Origin of the sequence: Salinispora pacifica CNR114 (genome assembly GCF_000514775.1) — a bacterium.
Taxonomy (GTDB): Bacteria; Actinomycetota; Actinomycetes; order Mycobacteriales; family Micromonosporaceae; genus Micromonospora; species Micromonospora pacifica.
The window spans coordinates 26,364-40,728 of the sequence record NZ_AZWO01000027.1 but is presented as its reverse complement, the minus strand read 5'-3'; the positions used below and the strand labels follow the sequence as shown (position 1 = coordinate 40,728).

General features: G+C 71.2%; 13 protein-coding genes. 8 read left to right on the top strand and 5 right to left on the bottom strand.

What is annotated here, in order from left to right:
- Positions 1–6: 6 nt before the first annotated feature.
- Genes B118_RS0117425 through B118_RS0117395 form a run of 7 tightly spaced genes read left to right on the top strand, consistent with a single transcriptional unit; the run spans position 7 to position 10,278 of the window.
- Positions 7–1,629, top strand: coding sequence for a nitroreductase family protein (locus B118_RS0117425; RefSeq protein WP_028193091.1), 1,623 nt, complete (start codon positions 7–9; stop codon positions 1,627–1,629).
- Positions 1,630–1,637: 8 nt separating this feature from the next.
- Complete coding sequence (locus B118_RS0117420) at positions 1,638–4,388, top strand: lantibiotic dehydratase (protein ID WP_028193090.1); 2,751 nt, start codon at positions 1,638–1,640, stop codon at positions 4,386–4,388.
- Entirely contained in the window at positions 4,385–5,452 is a 1,068-nt protein-coding gene (locus B118_RS0117415; protein ID WP_018219589.1) for a lantibiotic dehydratase C-terminal domain-containing protein, read from the top strand. Before B118_RS0117420 ends, B118_RS0117415 begins: the two co-directional genes overlap by 4 nt.
- The gene (locus tag B118_RS0117410) at positions 5,449–6,645 is read left to right on the top strand and encodes a zinc metalloprotease (protein ID WP_018812279.1); all 1,197 of its coding nucleotides are present in this window, start codon (positions 5,449–5,451) and stop codon (positions 6,643–6,645) included. Before B118_RS0117415 ends, B118_RS0117410 begins: the two co-directional genes overlap by 4 nt.
- Entirely contained in the window at positions 6,642–7,568 is a 927-nt protein-coding gene (locus B118_RS0117405; protein WP_018219591.1) for an ABC transporter ATP-binding protein, read from the top strand. Before B118_RS0117410 ends, B118_RS0117405 begins: the two co-directional genes overlap by 4 nt.
- Complete coding sequence (locus B118_RS0117400) at positions 7,565–8,320, top strand: ABC transporter permease (protein WP_018219592.1); 756 nt, start codon at positions 7,565–7,567, stop codon at positions 8,318–8,320. Before B118_RS0117405 ends, B118_RS0117400 begins: the two co-directional genes overlap by 4 nt.
- Entirely contained in the window at positions 8,317–10,278 is a 1,962-nt protein-coding gene (locus B118_RS0117395) for a TOMM precursor leader peptide-binding protein (RefSeq protein WP_028193089.1), read from the top strand. The genes B118_RS0117400 and B118_RS0117395 overlap by 4 nt, the downstream gene beginning before the upstream one ends.
- 120 nt (positions 10,279–10,398) lie before the next feature.
- Here B118_RS0117395 and B118_RS0117390 read toward each other — a convergent pair whose 3' ends face one another.
- On the bottom strand, positions 10,399–10,824 hold the full coding sequence (locus B118_RS0117390; RefSeq protein WP_018812277.1) for a YybH family protein: 426 nt from the start codon (positions 10,822–10,824) through the stop codon (positions 10,399–10,401).
- Positions 10,825–10,938: 114 nt separating this feature from the next.
- Here B118_RS0117390 and B118_RS0117385 point away from each other — a divergent pair, with 114 nt between their 5' ends.
- Complete coding sequence (locus tag B118_RS0117385) at positions 10,939–11,265, top strand: winged helix-turn-helix transcriptional regulator (protein WP_028193088.1); 327 nt, start codon at positions 10,939–10,941, stop codon at positions 11,263–11,265.
- Positions 11,266–11,364: 99 nt separating this feature from the next.
- Here B118_RS0117385 and tgmC read toward each other — a convergent pair whose 3' ends face one another.
- From tgmC to B118_RS0117365, 4 genes are all read right to left on the bottom strand, one after another.
- The gene (tgmC, locus tag B118_RS0117380) at positions 11,365–12,507 is read right to left on the bottom strand and encodes an ATP-grasp peptide maturase system methyltransferase (protein ID WP_028193087.1); all 1,143 of its coding nucleotides are present in this window, start codon (positions 12,505–12,507) and stop codon (positions 11,365–11,367) included.
- Positions 12,504–13,460, bottom strand: a complete 957-nt coding sequence (gene tgmB, locus B118_RS0117375) for an ATP-grasp ribosomal peptide maturase (protein ID WP_028193086.1) — start codon at positions 13,458–13,460, stop codon at positions 12,504–12,506. Before tgmB ends, tgmC begins: the two co-directional genes overlap by 4 nt.
- A 4-nt stretch (positions 13,461–13,464) precedes the next feature.
- Positions 13,465–13,776 carry a putative ATP-grasp-modified RiPP gene (gene tgmA / locus B118_RS0117370; RefSeq protein ID WP_028193085.1) on the bottom strand — a complete coding sequence of 104 codons (312 nt, stop codon included), beginning with the start codon at positions 13,774–13,776 and terminating at the stop codon, positions 13,465–13,467.
- Between the two features lie 121 nt (positions 13,777–13,897).
- Positions 13,898–14,152: a hypothetical protein gene (locus tag B118_RS0117365; RefSeq protein ID WP_026272631.1), complete on the bottom strand. Its 255-nt coding sequence runs from the start codon at positions 14,150–14,152 to the stop codon at positions 13,898–13,900.
- Positions 14,153–14,365 lie beyond the last annotated feature (213 nt).

Sequence of the window (14,365 nt, the reverse complement as noted above, 5' to 3'; positions counted from 1 at the left end):
GCCGCCATGACGTCCGAAAACCCCGGCCTCGCCCACGCGTACGCGACCGCGATCCTGTATCGCAGCCGTGAACCGATGCCTCCGGCGGACTTCGCGCCGAACTGGGCCGACGCACCCCGCCGCGGCAAGTACTACCCGGAGGCGACCGCCTTCGGGCTGCCCGCCCCGGCGAGCGCCGACGCCGACCTGGACAGCGCGCTGCGGGGCCCCGGCGACGCCGACGAGCCGTTCACCCTGCCGCTGCTGGCCGGCCTGCTCCACCACTCGTACGGGCTGCTCGGACGGCGGCTCGGCATCCAGGCCAACTCCGATCTGGGAGTGTTGCCGTCGTACGCGTACGCCAACTGGCACCGCGGCGCCGCCTCCGGTGGAGGTCTCTACCCGTGCAGCGTCTACTGGGTCGCCGGGCCCGGAGCCGGAGTCACTCCGGGCGTCTACTACTACGCGCACACCCGGCACGCGATGCAGCGGCTGCTCGGCGGTGACGTCAGCGCCCGGGTGAACACGGCGGTCGCCCCACCCCGCCCCGCCAGCCAGTTTCTGATCGTCGGGGTGAAGTACTGGCAGAACGCCTTCAAGTACAACAACTTCTCGTACCACGTGGTATCCATGGACCTGGGTGCTCTGCTGCAGTCGTGGCGGCTCTGGGCCGGCGCCCAGGGCCGGCAGATCCGACCCGTGCTCTGGTTCGACCAGGCGGCCGTCGCCGACCTGCTCGGCCTCACCCCCGACGACGAGGCGCTCTTCGCCGCCGTACCCCTGACCTGGGCCGCGCCCACGCCCGTTGCGCCCTCGCCCCCCGCATCCACGCCCCCCGCCACCACCGGTCGCGGGGAGCCGCCCACGGTCCGGGTACGGCACCACGACCAGGAGCGGTCGCGGACGCTACTCGACTTCGACACCCTACGGCGGGTCAGCCGCAGCACCGCCGCTTCGGTCGACCGGCCCGCCACCGGGGCGTTGGCTGCCGCCGCCGCCCACCCGGCGCCGCCGGGCGGAACCCGCCGGCCACTGCCCGCCGCCGCGCCGCTGACGCTGCCCGTGGCGGCCGCCCTCACCGCCCGCCGCAGTAGCTTCGGCCGGTTTCTACGGAGCCGCCCCATGGCGGCGGCACACCTCGCCGCGCTGCTGAAGGCCACCGCCGCCAGCACCGTGCCATCCGAGATCGACGGTCCGACCGACCGTCCGCTGGCCCGGATCTACGCCTTCGTCAACGCCGTGGCCGCCGTGCCCGCCGGGGGGTACGCCTACGATCGGCAGGAGCACAGCCTGGTCTCCCTCAGCAGCGGCCCACCCGGCGCGTTCCTGCAACGCAACTACACCCTGGCCAACTACAACCTGGAGCAGGCAGCGGTCGTCCTCGTCGCGACGGTGCGGACGCACGCGGTGCTCGACGCCACCGGCGACCGGGGCTACAACCTCGCCAACGCCACCGTCGGCGCGATGGCCCAGACCTTCTACACCGTCGCCGCCGCGCTTGGTCTCGGCGCGGGAGTAGCGCTGGGCTTCGACGGCGTCTCCTACGTCAAGGAGCTGGGACTCACCGGCAGCGACGAGTTCCCGCTGCTCATCATGCTCGCCGGCGAGGAACGCGGGCAGCTCGGCAACTACCGATACGAGCTGCGGTGAGGCAGGCCGTGCCAGCGCCGGGCCCGCTACCGGACGTGATCGCCCCCGCCGGCTGGCGTACCGGTGCGTACTTCACCGCCCGGATCGCCGGCCTTCCCCTGTCGACGGTCGATTTGCTCCGTTCCCCGGCAGCCCGCACCTGGGCCGACGAGGCGCTGGCCCTGGAGCGTCAGCTCCGTACCGACGGGGCGCAGCTCGGCCAACTCCTGTATGAGCTGGTCAGTGACAATGAGGACGAGTCGGTCCGCCGACGGCTGCTGACGCTGCGTCGACAGGTCTTCAACAACGCCCTGCCGGCCGCGCCCGGGCCGGCGCTCGCCGCGGTCGAGCAGACCCGACCGGCGGCCCTGCCGGTCGTCCAGCGCTGGCTCCGGCGACGCACGCAGCTCGCCCGGCACCAGGCCGAGGGCAGCGCGATCCTCGCCGCTGATGTCGCCCAGGCCCGGGCCGAGCTGTGGCGGCTGGCCGACGAGCCACGCCTGCGCGGCGGGCTCCAACTCGCCTCACCGACCCTCGATGAACAGCTCGCCGCCGGGAGCACACCGGAGCTGACCCGGCCGGCGAACAAGCGGACCCGCCGGGTCGAGCGCTCGCTGCTGTCCTACCTGTACCGCACCGCCGGCAAGACCAGCCCGTTCAGCACCTTCACCGCGGTCGCCCTAGGCCGTTTCACCGACACCGGGTCGCAGCTCCAGTTCCCCGTCAACGAGCAGTGGCACCAGCACGTACGCCTCAACGTCGTCCTGGTCGCCCGGCTCGCCGAGTTGGTCATCGCCGACCCGCGGCGGCGCGGCGACCTGATGGTGGAGCTGAGCCCGGGGTGGCGCCGGGACGCGGACCGGATCCGCTATGTGCGGCACTGGGTCACCGCTGGCGACGACAGCGCCACGGTCAGCTTCGACTCGGTCCGCGACGGTCTCTTCTTCCTCCGCCGCAGCGGCGTCCTGGACGGGCTCACCGCCCTGTTGCAGCAGCGCGGCACGATGCGCTGTGCCGAGCTGGTGGATCGGCTCTGCCGGGACACCGGTGCCGACCGGCCCGATGGCGAGACCTACCTGTCGACGCTGCTGGAGTTGGGAATGCTGCGGCTGGTCGGCCTCGACACCGACGTGCACGCCACCGACCCGATCCGGGCCCTCGCCGACTCGCTGGGGCACCTGGACCGGCCGTGGGCCGGACAGCTCGTCAACCAACTCCACGAGATCATGCAGCTTGTTGACGCCTACCGGCAGGGCGACCTCGGCCGGCGTCGGGACCTGCGGCACCGACTGCGGGCCGCGGTACGCGCGGTGATGCGTACCCTCGGCGAGGAGAACCCGACCCTGCCGCAGACGCTGCTGTACGAGGACAGCCGGGTGGCCGGTGAACCGGTCGCCATCGCGGCCCCACCCTGGCAGCGGTTGGTCGGCGCGAACCTCGCCGCCGTGGAGCGGATCCTGCCCGCCTTCGACCAGAACCTGCCGCACCGGATCATGTTCCACGGCTTCTTTCTGGCCCGGTTCGGCGTCGGCGGCCGCTGCGACGACCTGCTGCGGCTGGTCGAGGACTTCCACGACGACCTCTACGACCAGTACTCCTCGTACACGGCGGGGCGCCGCCCGTTCGCCGCGGACGGTAGCTACACGCCGGAGGAGAACTGGCTGGGCCGGCCCGAGATGTCCGCGCTAGACCAGGCCCGACAGCTTTTCGCCAGGCGGGTGGCAGCGCTCGCCGACGCCGACCCCCGGTGCCCCGAGCTGTCCCTGCCCGTCGAGCTGTTCGACGAGGTGGGCGCGCTGCTCGGCGCCACCGCCCACCAGGTCCACCCGATGGGGCACTTCGTCCAGCTGGCCCTCCGTGAGCCCGACCCGCTGCTGGTGCTCAACCAGTCCTTCGGTGGACTCTCCTTCCCGTTCAGCCGGTTCACCCACTGCTTCGACGCCGACACCCCGACCCTCGCCGAGCGGCTACGTGCCCAGACGACGGAGCTCACCCCGCCGGGCGTGGTCTTCGCCGAGCTGACCGGGGGAGCGGCCACCACCAACCTGAACCTGCACGCCCGCCTCACCGACCACGTGATCGTGTGCCCCGGCGAAAGCAGCAGCGTCCCGGCCGACCGGCAGCTCACCCTCGACGACCTCTACCTGGCCCACGATCCGGAGACCGACCGGGTTGTTCTGCGCTCGACCCGCCTCGACAAGGAGGTCGTCGCCGTGTACCTGGGCTACCTGGTGCCGATGGCGCTGCCGCAGATCCCGCGTACCCTGCTGCTGCTCTCGTCGGCGTCGCTGGTGCGGCTCGACGTGTGGCGCGGGGTGCCGGCGACAACCAGCGACGGTGTTACCGTCCGGCCCCGGCTGCGCCTCGGCAACATCGTGCTCAGCCGCCGAAGCTGGTCGGCGCCGGTCCGCGAGCTTCCCGACGCGGGCGACCCCGGCACCGACCCGGCGGCGTTCCTGGCCTGGCGTCGGTGGCGGGCCCGGCACGGCCTACCCGAGCAGGCGTTCGCCACCATCTACCCGGCCCATGCCGGTCCGCGCACGGCCAACCCGAAGCCGCAGTACGTCGACTTCGGTAGCGCGCTGTCGCTGCAGGCCCTGCGCGCCGCGCTGACTGAGCCGGACGACCGGGTCGTCCTGCGTGAGTTGCTGCCCGCCGCGAGCGAACTGGCTGCCCACAGCGCGCTCGGCGGACACGTCAGCGAGCTGGCCGTGGAGACCTTCCGCGTCCCCGCGCGGCAGACCGTCGCCGCACCACGATCCGGAGGTAGCAGCCGATGACCGCGTCCGCCGCCGCGCCCACCAACGCCGAGGAGACCGCCGACCGGCGGGGAGAATGGATCTCGCTGCACATCTTCTACGCGGCCAACCCGCAACCGTTGCTGGTGGACTGCGTGGCACCCCTCATCCGGGAGCTCACCGAAGCGGAGCTGCTCGCCGGCCACTTCTTCATCAACTACTGGCTGGAGGGGCCACACGTGCGGCTGCGGCTGCGCCCGCGCACCCCCGCCGACGAGCCGGCGGTGCGGGCGCGTGCCGAGGCGGCGGTCAGCCGGTTCCTCACCACCCGCCCCGCGCTGTACGCGATGGGCACCGGCTACCTGCGGGAGCTCTACGACATCCTCTTCGCGCTGGAGTTCCCCGACGGACGGCCGGCGGAGCTGGTCGACGCGGCCGGACAGATGCTGCTCAGCCCCAACAACTCATACAGCTACCGGCCCTACGCACCGGAGTACGGCAAGTACGGCGGGCCGGCGGGCATCGAGGTCGCCGAGTGGCACTTCCAGCACTCCAGCGACACGGTGCTGCACGCCATCTCGTCGATGAACCTGCACCTGCGCCCGGTGCTGCTGGGCACCGCCGCGCAGCTGATGACGGTGCACGCCGGCACCTTCCTGCCCGACCGGGAGCAGCTGGTGGACTTCCTCGACCGGTACCACCACTACTGGCACCAGGCCTTCGCCGGCACCAACCTCATCGGCATCGACGAGTACACCCGCATGTACGACAGCGTCGCTGGTGAGCTCGGCCGTCGCGTACGGCAGATTCTCACCCTCGTCGGGCAGGGCGAAACGCAGCGGCTCCCCGGCTTCCTACGCGGCTGGGCCGAGCACGCGGCCCAGCTCCGCGAGAAGGTGCTCGCCCTGGCCGCCTCCGGCGACCTGACGGTCAGCGCGTGGAGCGGCGACGACCGGGTCGTCACCGACCCGGGGGAGGCCCTCACGTTCCTGCTCTCGCCATACCTCCACATGACCAACAACCGGCTGCACGCCACCATCCGCGACGAGGCGTACCTCTCCTATCTGCTCGCCCGGGTGCTGCGGGAGTCGGCGGTGTCGTCGTGACACATCCGGGCCTGCTGGCCAAACGCCCCCGGCTGCGCGAAGATCTGATCTTCTCGCGCCCACTGCGGCGTGGCCCCGACACGGTCTATCTGCTCAAGGACCGGCGCACCGGCCGGGCGTTCGAGATCCCGCCGAAGGAGCAATTCCTGCTCCGCCGCCTCGACGGCGTCCGATCCCTCGGCGAGGTCGGCACCGAGTACGCCGACGAGTACGGTCGCCGCCTCGGCGACGCGCACTGGACCCGGCTGCTGTGGCTCCTCCACGAGCGGGACCTACTGGCCGTTCACCCCGCCGGCCCGGCCACGGCGCCGGGCGACGGCGGGCGGGCGCCGGCCGACCCGGTACGCTCCGGCGCGCTGGGATGGTGGGCGCACCGACTGCGGTTCCTGCTGCGCCCGGCGGTCTTCGTACTGGTCGCCGTCCTCGTCGTCGCGCTGCTCGCACTGGTCGGGTTGCGGCTCGGCCCGCTCTGGCAGACCGCCCGCCCGGCCTTCACCGACCCGGTCAGCCTGGTGGCGCTGGCGTTGCTCGCCTGGTCGAGCGCGGCCCTGCACGAGTTCGCGCACGGGGTGGTGGCCGTCCACTTCGGTGCCACCGTCAACCGGATCAACCTGGTCACCCTCACCTGCCGGGTCGAGGACTACCTCTACTTACCACGTCGGTCCCAGCAGGTGCTGATCGCGTCGGCCGGCGCGGTAGCCAACGGGCTGGTCCTGCTGCTCGCCGGCGCCGCCCTCATCGTGCTGCCCGGCGCCTTCGCCGATCGGATCCTCAGCGCGTTCGTGCTGGTCGGGGCGGCCCAGACGCTGGTCAACGTCATCGCCCTGCCCCCACTGGACGGCTACAAGGTCCTCAGTCACCTGCTGGACCAGCTGGACCTGGCCCCGGAGAGCCGCCGCTACCTGGCGACCCTTCCCCGGCGCCTGCTGCGCCGGCCCAGCCGCCGCTACCCGCGACGGGCCGCGGTCTGTCTCGGGCTCTTCGCCGCCGGGTGGCTGCTGGCGAGCGCTGCCGCCGCCAGTCTCGTGATCGTCTACCTGGGCGCCCTGCTTCGGCCCTCCCTCGGCGCGCTCGCCTACGTTCTGCCGGCCGCCATCGTCGGTCTGACCGTCGCCGGCTGGCTGGCCCGACCCGGTCGGCCCCGTCCGGCGGACCGGATTCCAGCACCACCCACCAGTGAGAACAACCAGTGAAAGGCGAGCCGATGTCACCCATCGACAGTCCGGCGATCGTGCTGGACGCCGTGAGTAAATCGTATGGCGAGGTGAGGGCGGCCGATGAGGTCTCCATCTCGATCGGCCGCGGCGAGTTCTTCGGCCTGCTCGGCCCCAACGGTGCCGGCAAGACCACGCTCATCGAGATGATCGAGGGACTGCGCCTCCCCGACACCGGCACCATCACCGTGCTGGGCATGGCACCAGCGCCACGTAACCTCGACCTGCTGCCCCGGATCGGCGTGCAGACCCAGCGCTCGGCCTTCTTTACCCGGCTGACCGCCCGCGAGCACCTGGTGACCGTCGCCGCCCTCTACGGCCTCCCCCCAGCCACCGCCGAGAAGGCGCTGGACCTGGTCGGGCTGACCGATTCCGGGAACGTCCGGGTCACCAGGATCTCCGGCGGTCAGCGCCAGCGCCTCGCCATCGCCTCGACCCTCGTCCACGACCCCGAGGTGGTCTTCCTGGACGAACCCACCGCCGCGCTGGACCCGGAGGCCCGCCGCGACCTCGGCCAGATGCTGCGCAACCTGAAGGCGATCGGCAAGACCATCGTTTACACCACCCACCACCTGGACGAGGCGCAGACCCTCTGCGACCGGGTCGCAATCCTCTCCGCCGGGCGCGTCCTGGCGCTCGACAGCCCCCGCGAACTGATCGCCCGTTCCGGCATCGGTACCCGACTGGTCATCCCCGCCGGCCGGCTCAGCCCGGAACAGGCCGGCACCCTCGACGGCGTCAACGGGGTCGCCGTCGAGGACGGCATGCTCGTGCTGCGGACCGCGCACGCGGCCCGGGTGCTCGCCGCCCTCGACGGTGCCGCCGACCTGGACGACGTGGAGACCCGACCGGCCACCCTGGAAGACGTCTACCTCGAGCTGATCGGAGCGCCGCAGGCATGAGCGCATACGCCGCACTCTCCCGAGCCGTCTACAAGGCGGCCGTCCGGGACGCCACGACGGTCTTCTTCACCTTCGCCTTTCCCCTGATCTTCCTGGTCATCTTCGCACTGATCTTCCGTAACCAGGAGGTCGCCGACACCGGCCGCGGATACGTCGACTACATCGCTCCGGGTGTGCTCTCCTGGGGCCTGGCCAACGCCGCCCTCTTCGGCGTGGCCTTCACCCTGATGCAGTGGCGCAACGACGACCTGCTGCGGATCATCCGGCTCTCCCCAACCAGCATCTGGTCGGTGATCGGCTCCCGCTACGTGGTCGCGCTGGGCATCGGGGCGGCGCAGTGCGTGCTCTTCGTCGGCGTCGCGATGCTGCCGGTCTTCGGCATGCGCCCGGACCCGACGTGGCCGCTCGCCATCCCGATCATGCTGCTCGCGGTGACCGCCTTCCTCGCCCTCGGCCTGATCGTCGGATCCGCGGCCAACACCCCGGAGGCCGTCGCCGCGATCGCCAACTGCGTCGTGGTGCCGATGGCCTTCCTCTCCGGTTCGTTCTACCCCCTCGAGCTGATGCCGACCTGGCTACAGGAGGTCTCCCGGGTACTGCCGATGCGCTACGTCAACGACGGCATCACGTACGCCTTCACCGGATTCGGCACCATGACCGACTACCTGATCTCGTGCGCCGCGCTGGTCGTCTTCACCGCCGTGTTCGCGGTCGTCGGGGTGCGGACCTTCCGCTGGAGCAACGACTCATGACCGGCACCGCGGCGGCAGCGCACCCCACCCCCCTCGCCGCCGCCGCGGCCCAACTCCGACAGCACCTGCGCCGCCGTTGGCTGGCCCAGCCGACCGGCGTCGCCGAAGACCGGCGGGCCCGGCGAGCCGGAGGGGCGCCGCGGGTGGTGACGTTGGGCGACGTCGCCGCGCCCGCCGTGGCCGACCCGAACCGGTGCGCCGCCACCGTGCACCTCACCGCCGCCACCGTGCTGATCGGACCGCTCGGTGGCACGGCGGGCCGGGCCTGCGGGCACTGCCTGGCCACCCGGTGGCAGCGGCTGCGCAGCCGGAGCCAACGGGACGCCCTGGAGGTCGGTGACCAGACGACCGCGGTCGGCCCGTGGCCACAGCTGACCGCCTACCAGCTCGACGCCGTCTGGGAGCTCTACCGCGCCAGCCACACCGGCCCACCGCTGCCGCCGCCACCAAGCTGGGACCGGCACAGCATCCCGCTGCCCCGGGTCAGCCAGCTCGACCTGGCCAGCCTGCGGGTCCGCACCTACCCGCTGCTGGCCGAGCCGTGCTGCCCCAGCTGCGCCCGGCAACGACCCGACACCCCCGACCCGCTGGTGCTCGCGCACCAACCCCGGCCCAAGCCCCGCCCCGACACGTACCGGCTGCGTACTCCCGACGACTATCCGCTGCCGGCAGCCGCGCTGGTCAACCCGGTCTGCGGCGCAGTCGGTGCGGGTACCGCGCTTACCGTCACGTCACCGACCACCGCACCGGTGACCGGCAGCGTCTTCATCCGCGGCTACGGCGGGCTGCTCGATGTCTCCTGGAGCGGCCAGTCCAGCGGCTACGACGCGAGCCGCGCGCTGGCCCACCTCGAAGGGCTGGAGCGCTACGCGGGGACCCACCGACGGCGCAATCTCACCCCGGTCCTCGCCGCCTACGCCGACCTCGGCCCGGAGGCGCTACACCCGGACCGCTGCGGCCGGCACCCCGACGACGTGTACGAGACCGACCTGATCCTGCGCCGGTTCGACCCAGAACGACCGATCCCCTGGGTGTGGGGCCAGAACCTGCACACCGGCAGGCCCGTACTGGTGCCGCGCCGGCTGTGCTTCTACAGCTCGCCGGCCGCCGGCGATACCTTCGTCCTCTCCTCCTCCAGCGGCTGCGCCACCGGCAGCTGCCTGCCGGAGGCCGTCCTGTTCGGACTGTTGGAGTTGATCGAGCGCGACGCGTTCCTGCTCGCCTGGTACGGCAACCTGACCCTGCCCCGGATAGACCTCGACACCTGCCCTTCGACGGTGCGCGCACTGGTCGACCGCGCCGAGCTGCAGGGCTACCGGCTCCACGCCTTCGACACCCGGATCGACCTCGACGTACCCGTGGTCACCAGCCTCGCGGTCCGCCACGACGGCGGCCCCGGCCTGCTCTCCTTCGCCGCCGCCGCCCACCTCGACCCGCGGCAGGCGGTCACCGGCGCGCTCGCCGAGGCGCTCACCTACATCCCGCACCAGCCCACCACGGTGCGCCGGCGCCGGGCCGAGCTGGAACGGATGGCCGACGACTACACCCTCGTCCGCCGGCTGCCGGACCACTCGGCACTCTTCGGCCTACCCCGGATGGCGGTGCACGCCGGAAGCTACCTCGACGACCGTGACACGCTTCCCATCGAGCATCTCTTCGCCTGCTACCGGCCCCCCGGCACGCCGGATCTCCGCGACGACCTGCGCCGGGTGCTCGACCTGCTGGCTGCGCGCGGGTTCGAGGCGATCATGGTGGATCAGACCACACCAGAGCAGGAGGCGGTGGGACTCCGCTCGGTCTGCACGATCGTGCCCGGTCTGCTTCCGATCGACTTCGGCTGGATCCGACAGCGGGCTCCGCACCTGCCGCGGCTGCGGACCGCGCCCGCGGTGGCGGGCCTCACCGACACCGACCTGGCCGACACCGATCTCCGCCTCGTGCCGCACCCCTTCCCGTAGCGACCACGGCGTACCCGTCAGAAACGACCGCTCGGGACGGGCCCGTGAGCGTCTTTGCTGAAATCTTGGCCGGGTGCTGGCTACGGTGAACCGGCCGGCGAAGCCGGCATGTGCTCACCACTATTGCGGGTCATTCGACCTATCGGTGCCGAACGGGTTGTCGATGACGTACCGCCAGCGGCCGTCCGGCCCTCGCCGCGCCACGTCGGTAGCCGTGCCCTCCAGGTGCACATGCTTCCCGTCGGGGCCCTGGCCGTCTATGGTCCAATCGACAATCAACAGGGCGATGTCGTCGGCCACGTAAACATGCCGTGGACGAACATCGATTGGTAGTCCCAGGCCGAGGAATTGTTGATTGGCCGCGGCCCGGGCGGCGCCGGTGACAGGTTGGCCTGGCGCGGCGACAAAGACGCCGTCCGGTTCGTAAACCTGCTCAACAGCACCGACGTCCCCGGAGTTAAAGGCTCGAGCGAAGACCAGCGGGTGTTGGCTGGCGTCGTCGGTGAGAGCGACAATGACAGGATGGTTGGTGAAGTCAGTTGGCATACGGTCAGTCAAACCGAGCCCGTCGCAGGTAACCAAACGGTGAGCGACGGCTGGGATCGTGACCTCGTTTTGGACACCCGAGGTGAAACGAGACATCCGGAGCCGACCTGCCCGGTGGAGGTGGCACTCGCCGCCGTCGCCGGCCGATGGACGACGCTGCTCCTACGGGAACTGATGCACGGGCCCCGCTCCTTCAGTCAGCTTCGGGCCGCACTGCCCAAGCTGAGCGCAAAGGTCTTGAGTGAGCGGCTCGCCACGCTGGCGCGGGCCGACCTGGTCGAGTGCGAGCGCCAGAAGGGCTTCCCCTCTCACGCCGTCTACCAACTCACCCCAGTCGGCCGGACCCTCAGGCCACTCCTGATCGAGCTGTACCGGACTGGCGACGCGCTCCTCCGGGAGCGGGCGGCCTGGGGGATTAGGTCCGTTTCAGGGCGAGGGTGAACACTCCGGGGTCCGTCCTCGGTCAGGGCGTGGGGTTGACCATGCGGTTGAATTCGCGCGGGCCGAAAGAGCTTTAGCCGGCGCAAGTAATAGATCGTCTCAGATGATCTCGGTGGGGTCGGTGAGCCATACCTGCTGCCCGACGGGGGTGACGGTCACACCGATGTGCGGGCGGTGGGGCTTGCCATATGCGCTCCACCGGCTGTAGAGGTCCTCCACCTCGGTCCACAGCCGCCGTGGGCCGCCCTGTTCCACCATGCGGGTGGAGATGTCGTGGTACGCCCACGAACCATCCGGGTGGACAAGCCACTGCACCGGGCCGTCCGGGCGGTCGATGTCGAGGCGGGCCACATCCGGCAGCTGTAGCGCCACCAGCGCGGTCCACGCCTCGCCGTCGTCGGCCAGCGGGCCGGGTAGGTGGGTCTCGTGCCGGTCTCCGGTGGCCTGGGAGGCGGCGCGGACGAGCGCCGAGGTTCGCACGGTGGGGCAGGAGCGCAGCGGCATGAACGAGCCGTAGTCGTCGAGCAGGTGCCCGCTGGCCGCGCCGGTCTCGTCCACGGTCAGCCGCAGCAGCAGTCCACCGCCGATCTCGCGGTGCAGGCTGGTCAGGATCACCCCGCCGGGGCGGGTCTGTGCGAGCCAGCCCGCCGGCACCTGCGGCACCGAACAGGCGGCGATGATCCGGTCGTACGGGGCGTTGCCGGGGTGACCTGCCGCGCCGTCGGTGGCGGCCACCGTGGGGGCGTAGCCGACAGCGGCCAACGACCGCCGCGCCCGCCGCACCAGGCCGGCGTCGATATCGACGGTGGTGACCAGCAGTGAGCCGAGCCGGTGCGCGAGGAGTGCCGCGTTGTACCCGGTGCCGGTGCCGACCTCCAACACCCGGTGCCCGTCGGTCACGTCGAGTGCGTCCAGCATGACCGCCATGAGAGCCGGTTGGGTGCTGGAACAGGTCGGCGCGCCGTCGATCGGGCCGTGGCGCCGGGACTCGTCCCAGCGGGAGTCGTCGCCGTCGAGTTGGGTGGGGAGCACGCGGTCGGAGTAGATCAGCTCCAGCGCTCCTGGATCGGTCGCGTCGACCGCTTCGTACCGGCTGCGGTCTGGGGTCTGGCGGAAGAAGCGGGGGAGGAACAGGTGGCGGGGCACAGCGGCAAACGCTGCCCGCCACGCCTCGGTGAGCCGGCCGTGGCCGGTCAGCTCGTGCACGAGCCGGTTGCGCGTCCGTTCGGCGGTGGCCGTCATCGTGTCTCCTTGGTCAGAGCATCGGCTATCGCGGCGGAAATGGGCAGCCCGGTGGCGTCCTGCAGCCACGCCCACTGCCCATCTGGGTTGATCTCCAGGAAGATCCATTCGTCCTGCGGGGTGACGACGAAGTCCAACGCACCGAAGCGCAGCCGAAGCCGGGCCAGCAGTCGCGACACCGCCTCGCGGATCTGGTCAGGCACAGTCACCACCGAGTACGACAGGCTGTCGTAATCAGTGCGCCAGTCCAGTCTGGCCGCCTCGGAGGCACCGTCGAGGCGTACAGCGAAGTACACCTTGTCAACGACGGTCAGCCGCACCTCGTATGCCTTCTCCACCTGCTGTTGGAACAGGTGCGCGGTGCCGGAAACCGTGTGGTCGATCTCCTCGGCGCGCACCCGGTTGGTGTAGATCAGCTTTGCGGCGCCGGCCTCGGTCAGCACACCGGAGCCGAGCGGTTTGACGACCGCGCCGTCGTGCTCGCGCACGAATCGCTCGGCCGCCGCCGGCTCATTCGTGATCAATGTCGGGGGCACGGACAGCCCGGCCGAGCCAGCGGCAGCGAGCTGGGACGGCTTGTACTCGGCGCGGGCGATGTCATGTGGGTGGTTGAGCCACCTTGGGTGCGCGGCGAGCACCCCGCCCAGGCCCATGCGTGCCTCGCGGGCAGCCCAGCGGCGTTCTTCGTCGGTCAGGTGCGCCGGAAGCTCGAACGCCGTCGGGCGCCGGTAGTAGGCGCACCCGAGGTTGTGCAGCGGGGTGCGGCGGCCGGGGAGGCGAAGGCTGCCGTGCCAGCCTTCGCCCCACCGCGCGACGAGCGTCAACCGCTGCGGGAAGTCGCCGGGGTCGCACCGGAATACCGGCACGTCCCGTGCTGCCAGCTCCGCCACCACATAGTCGGCGGTTACGTCGTACGGCTGGGTCAGCACCAACACCGTGCGCTCGTCGCCCACCGGTTCAGTCCTCGGTGTGGTCGGTGTCGGAATCCATGCTCCTGTGCCCGTCCGAGGTCCGGGTGCTGGTTGCCCCGGTCGAGTGCTTGCCCAGGACCGGGGTTCCCGTGGGGTCGACCGACAGCTGTGGGTCCGGGTCGTAGCGAACCGTGGTCAGGTTCACCGGGATCGGCCGTGCTGGCACGGTGGCGAAGCGGAGCGCGAACGGACGCCGGTCGGTGGGGCTCGGCTGCACGTCGTCGTCGCTGCCAACAGCATCCAGCGGGCGACCCAGAGGTAGGTACCCGGGGGTCGGGTACAGCGGGTCGTCGGTCACCGGACGTGACAGAACTGGGCTTGTCGGGGACATGAGACCTCCTGGCAGGTCGATGGGGACAGATCGACGGAGTGGCCTCCGCGGTGCGGGGGCACCCGCGCATGGTCTACGTTGGTCTGGCTCATGCGGCACTCTCGGCGGCGAGTTCGGTCGCGTCGGTGTTGCCGATTCGCTCTCGGACGGCCTGCGCCCATCGGGTCTGTTCACACGGGACCGGTGCCAGCCGTGCCCACCAATCGAGGCACCCCGCGCAGATTCCACCGCGGTTGGTGTGGGAAGCGATAACCGCCTCGGCGCAGGCCAGCAGTTCCCGTACGTCAGGGATTGTGGTCTCGGCTCCCACTGCGACCGAAGGGTCCGGCTCGCCTCGCCGCATCAGAGCCTCCCTCTCGATTGGTGCGGCCAGCCCCCGGAGCGGGAAGACACTCCAACGGTGTGCGGCACCACCTCGCCGGAGCGCGACATTGATACCGGCGGCGCTCGACGCACCGCCTCGAACCAGCCGGGTCTGTCCAGTTGCCGGACGCCGATCAGGTGCGGCTCGGTCAGCCCTGGCACCCGGCGGGGCAGCCGCAGCGCCATCGCGAAC

Coding starts and splice junctions, on each gene's coding strand:
- B118_RS0117425 (WP_028193091.1), top strand. CDS start 7: ATGACGTCCGAAAACCCCGGCCTCGCCCACGCGTACGCGACCGCGATC.
- B118_RS0117415 (WP_018219589.1), top strand. CDS start 4,385: ATGACCGCGTCCGCCGCCGCGCCCACCAACGCCGAGGAGACCGCCGAC.
- B118_RS0117400 (WP_018219592.1), top strand. CDS start 7,565: ATGAGCGCATACGCCGCACTCTCCCGAGCCGTCTACAAGGCGGCCGTC.
- B118_RS0117395 (WP_028193089.1), top strand. CDS start 8,317: ATGACCGGCACCGCGGCGGCAGCGCACCCCACCCCCCTCGCCGCCGCC.
- B118_RS0117390 (WP_018812277.1), bottom strand. CDS start 10,824: ATGCCAACTGACTTCACCAACCATCCTGTCATTGTCGCTCTCACCGAC.
- tgmC (WP_028193087.1), bottom strand. CDS start 12,507: ATGACGGCCACCGCCGAACGGACGCGCAACCGGCTCGTGCACGAGCTG.
- B118_RS0117365 (WP_026272631.1), bottom strand. CDS start 14,152: ATGCGGCGAGGCGAGCCGGACCCTTCGGTCGCAGTGGGAGCCGAGACC.